Here is a 5,234-nt window from a genome sequence, read left to right as displayed (position 1 = left end):
GGTGCACTAGATGGGCGTTCGTTTCGTATTTATATGGGGCGGGTAGCTATTCAAACATTTACGGAGAGTTTGATCCTGGCTCAGGACGAACGCTGGCGGCGTGCTTAACACATGCAAGTCGAACGGTGAAGAGGAGCTTGCTCCTTGGATCAGTGGCGAACGGGTGAGTAACACGTGAGCAATCTGCCCTTGACTCTGGGATAACTGCGGGAAACTGTAGCTAATACCGGATATTACCTTGGAAGGCATCTTCTGGGGTGGAAAGAATTTTGGTCAAGGATGAGCTCGCGGCCTATCAGCTAGTTGGTGAGGTAATGGCTCACCAAGGCGACGACGGGTAGCCGGCCTGAGAGGGTGACCGGCCACACTGGGACTGAGACACGGCCCAGACTCCTACGGGAGGCAGCAGTGGGGAATATTGCACAATGGGCGCAAGCCTGATGCAGCAACGCCGCGTGAGGGACGAAGGCCTTCGGGTTGTAAACCTCTTTTAGTAGGGAAGAAGCGACTGGGTTTTCCTGGGAGTGACGGTACCTGCAGAAAAAGCACCGGCTAACTACGTGCCAGCAGCCGCGGTAATACGTAGGGTGCAAGCGTTGTCCGGAATTATTGGGCGTAAAGAGCTCGTAGGCGGTTTGTCGCGTCTGCTGTGAAAACCCGAGGCTCAACCTCGGGCCTGCAGTGGGTACGGGCAGACTAGAGTGCGGTAGGGGAGATTGGAATTCCTGGTGTAGCGGTGGAATGCGCAGATATCAGGAGGAACACCAATGGCGAAGGCAGATCTCTGGGCCGTAACTGACGCTGAGGAGCGAAAGCATGGGGAGCGAACAGGATTAGATACCCTGGTAGTCCATGCCGTAAACGTTGGGAACTAGATGTGGGGACCATTCCACGGTCTCCGTGTCGCAGCTAACGCATTAAGTTCCCCGCCTGGGGAGTACGGCCGCAAGGCTAAAACTCAAAGGAATTGACGGGGGCCCGCACAAGCGGCGGAGCATGCGGATTAATTCGATGCAACGCGAAGAACCTTACCAAGGCTTGACATATACCGGAAACGGCCAGAAATGGTCGCCCCGCAAGGTCGGTATACAGGTGGTGCATGGTTGTCGTCAGCTCGTGTCGTGAGATGTTGGGTTAAGTCCCGCAACGAGCGCAACCCTCGTCCTATGTTGCCAGCACGTAATGGTGGGAACTCATGGGATACTGCCGGGGTCAACTCGGAGGAAGGTGGGGATGACGTCAAATCATCATGCCCCTTATGTCTTGGGCTTCACGCATGCTACAATGGCCGGTACAAAGGGCTGCGATACCGCAAGGTGGAGCGAATCCCAAAAAGCCGGTCTCAGTTCGGATTGAGGTCTGCAACTCGACCTCATGAAGTCGGAGTCGCTAGTAATCGCAGATCAGCAACGCTGCGGTGAATACGTTCCCGGGCCTTGTACACACCGCCCGTCAAGTCATGAAAGTCGGTAACACCCGAAGCCAGTGGCCGAACCCGTAAGGGACGGAGCTGTCGAAGGTGGGATTGGTGATTAGGACTAAGTCGTAACAAGGTAGCCGTACCGGAAGGTGCGGCTGGATCACCTCCTTTCTAAGGAGCACGTGCCGTCCCGTCTGTATACAGCGGAATATGGCGGCCAGTCATACGGAAGCGAATGTCTTCTGATGGCGCTCATGGGTGGAACATTGACATTGATGCAAGAACGGCTGAGATCTACTCGGTACGCCTGGTTCGTAAGGACGGGGTTGGAAAAGTAGGTGTTGGAGAGACTTGTATATGCACGCTGTTGGGTCCTGAGGGACCGGAACAACCTGGGATGAAAGTCTTGGTGTTGATCTGTTTCTTCTGGACTTTTTCTCGTTGGCATCACTTGCCGGCGGGAAGGGTACCGCCCGTACTTTGAGAACTACACAGTGGACGCGAGCATCTTAAATTTGACTCTCGTAAGAGAGCAAATTACAAAGATCTAAGCAATTAGATCATTGGTCAATTTCGATGTCGAATTTATTCGGCATACTTAATCGATTCAAACTCATGTGATTTCAAATTTTTAAGAGCAAACGGTGAATGCCTTGGCATGTAGAGCCGAAGAAGGACGTAGTAATCTGCGATAAGCCTCGGGGAGTTGATAAACGAACTGTGATCCGAGGATGTCCGAATGGGGAAACCCCGCCAGGCCCGCAAGGTGACCTGGTGACTCCCGCCTGAATATATAGGGCGGGTAGAGGGAACGTGGGGAAGTGAAACATCTCAGTACCCACAGGAAGAGAAAACAACAGTGATTCCGTTAGTAGTGGCGAGCGAACCCGGATGAGGCTAAACCGATCATGTGTGATAGCCGGTAGGCGTTGCATGGTCGGGGTTGCGGGACTTTTCTGCCTATTCTACCGAATGGTAAGGGTTAGAACGTTGTATAGACGAACAGGATTGAAAGCCTGGTCATAGAGGGTGCGAACCCCGTAGTCGAAATGCAGCAATCGCCCGAGAAGTATCCCAAGTAGCACGGGGCCCGAGAAATCCCGTGTGAATCCGTCAGGACCACCTGATAAGCCTAAATACTCCTACATGACCGATAGTGAACAAGTACCGTGAGGGAAAGGTGAAAAGTACCCCGGGAGGGGAGTGAAATAGTACCTGAAACCGTTTGCTTACAAACCGTTGGAGCCAGCTTTGTTCTGGTGACAGCGTGCCTTTTGAAGAATGAGCCTGCGAGTTAGTGATATGTGGCGAGCTTAACCCGAGAGGGGAATGCGTAGCGAAAGCGAGTCTGAATAGGGCGATTCAGTCGCATGTCCTAGACCCGAAGCGAAGTGATCTATCCATGGCCAGGTTGAAGCGACGGTAAGACGTCGTGGAGGACCGAACCCACTTCAGTTGAAAATGGAGGGGATGAGCTGTGGATAGGGGTGAAAGGCCAATCAAACTTCGTGATAGCTGGTTCTCTCCGAAATGCATTTAGGTGCAGCGTTGCGTGTTTCTTGCCGGAGGTAGAGCTACTGGATGGCCGATGGGGCCCAAAAGCTTACTGACGTCAGCCAAACTCCGAATGCCGGTAAGTGAGAGCGCAGCAGTGAGACGGTGGGGGATAAGCTTCATCGTCGAGAGGGAAACAACCCAGACCACCAACTAAGGTCCCAAAGCGCGTGCTAAGTGGGAAAGGATGTGGAGTTGCACAGACAACCAGGAGGTTGGCTTAGAAGCAGCCACCCTTGAAAGAGTGCGTAATAGCTCACTGGTCAAGTGATTCCGCGCCGACAATGTAACGGGGCTCAAGCACGCCACCGAAGTTGTGGCATTGATATTTTTGGTAAGCCGCCACCTTGTGTGGTTGGTTCAGCCGTGTTGATGGGTAGGAGAGCGTCGTGTGGCCAGCGAAGCGGCGGTGTAAACCAGCCGTGGAGGCTACACGAGTGAGAATGCAGGCATGAGTAGCGAAAGACGGGTGAGAAACCCGTCCTCCGAAAGATCAAGGGTTCCAGGGCCAGGCTAATCCGCCCTGGGTAAGTCGGGACCTAAGGCGAGGCCGACAGGCGTAGTCGATGGACAACGGGTTGATATTCCCGTACTGACGAAAAACCGCCCAAACTAATCCAGTAATGCTAAGCATCTGAATCCCCTAGATGGATCCCTTCGGGGTGAAGCGTGGGGCCTAGCGTGCGACCCTATGCTGGTGCGGTTAGCGTATTAACAGGTGTGACGCAGGAAGGTAGCTGAGCCGGGCGATGGTTGACCCGGTCTAAGGATGTAGGCCGAGAGATAGGCAAATCCGTCTCTCATATAAGGTTGAGACCCGATGGGTAGCCCGTAAGGGTGAAATCAGTGATCCTATGCTGCCAAGAAAAGCATCGACGCGAGGTTTTAGTCACCCGTACCCCAAACCGACTCAGGTGATCAGGTAGAGAATACTAAGGAGATCGAGAGAATCGTGGTTAAGGAACTCGGCAAAATGCCCCCGTAACTTCGGGAGAAGGGGGGCCTGAGGCGTGAACGGACTTGCTCCGGGAGCGTTCGAAGGCCGCAGAGACCAGTGGGAAGCGACTGTTTACTAAAAACACAGGTCCGTGCTAAGTCGCAAGACGATGTATACGGACTGACGCCTGCCCGGTGCTGGAAGGTTAAGAGGAACGGTTAGCCGCAAGGCGAAGCTGAGAATTTAAGCCCCAGTAAACGGCGGTGGTAACTATAACCATCCTAAGGTAGCGAAATTCCTTGTCGGGTAAGTTCCGACCTGCACGAATGGCGTAACGACTTCCCAGCTGTCTCAACCGCGAACTCGGCGAAATTGCATTACGAGTAAAGATGCTCGTTACGCGCAGCAGGACGGAAAGACCCCGTGACCTTTACTACAGCTTGGTATTGGTGTTCGGTGTGGCTTGTGTAGGATAGGTGGGAGACTGTGAAGCTTGGACGCTAGTTCAGGTGGAGTCATTGTTGAAATACCACTCTGGTCATATTGGATACCTAACTTCGAACCGTGATCCGGTTCAGGGACAGTGCCTGGTGGGTAGTTTAACTGGGGCGGTTGCCTCCTAAAAAGTAACGGAGGCGCCCAAAGGTTCCCTCAACCTGGTTGGTAATCAGGTGTCGAGTGTAAGTGCACAAGGGAGCTTGACTGTAAGACTGACAAGTCGAGCAGGGACGAAAGTCGGGACTAGTGATCCGGCAGTGGCTTGTGGAAGCGCTGTCGCTCAACGGATAAAAGGTACCTCGGGGATAACAGGCTGATCTTGCCCAAGAGTCCATATCGACGGCATGGTTTGGCACCTCGATGTCGGCTCGTCGCATCCTGGGGCTGGAGTAGGTCCCAAGGGTTGGGCTGTTCGCCCATTAAAGCGGTACGCGAGCTGGGTTTAGAACGTCGTGAGACAGTTCGGTCCCTATCCGCTGCGCGCGCAGGAAATTTGAGAAGATCTATCCCTAGTACGAGAGGACCGGGATGGACGAACCTCTGGTGTGTCAGTTGTTCCGCCAGGAGCACCGCTGATTAGCTACGTTCGGAACGGATAACCGCTGAAAGCATCTAAGCGGGAAGCCGGCTTCGAGATGAGATTTCCATCCCTTCGGGGGAGAGGCTCGCAGCTAGACTACTGCGTTGATAGGCCGGATGTGGAAGTGGGGACTAAAGACCCATGGAGCTGACCGGTACTAATAAGCCGATAATTTGATAACACTCAGTTTGAAGAAGCTGCTTTAGCGTCCACTATGTGGTTCTCGATGTACGGTCGAGAACAAC

Annotated in this window: 2 rRNA genes; both read left to right on the top strand. The window is 53.6% G+C overall.

Going from position 1 to position 5,234, the window contains the following annotated elements:
• Nucleotides 1–57: 57 nt before the first annotated feature.
• A 16S ribosomal RNA gene (locus tag E3T46_RS00010) occupies nt 58–1,591 on the top strand.
• A 450-nt stretch (nt 1,592–2,041) separates the two neighbouring features.
• Nucleotides 2,042–5,170, top strand: a 23S ribosomal RNA gene (locus E3T46_RS00005).
• The 16S and 23S rRNA genes sit together here, the layout of an rRNA operon.
• Nucleotides 5,171–5,234 lie beyond the last annotated feature (64 nt).

The organism is Cryobacterium sp. Hh11, from assembly GCF_004404045.1.
In the GTDB taxonomy this organism is placed as follows: Bacteria; Actinomycetota; Actinomycetes; order Actinomycetales; family Microbacteriaceae; genus Cryobacterium; species Cryobacterium levicorallinum.
The sequence above is the reverse complement of the archived record's forward strand: the minus strand, read 5'-3'. Positions and strand labels throughout refer to the sequence as shown.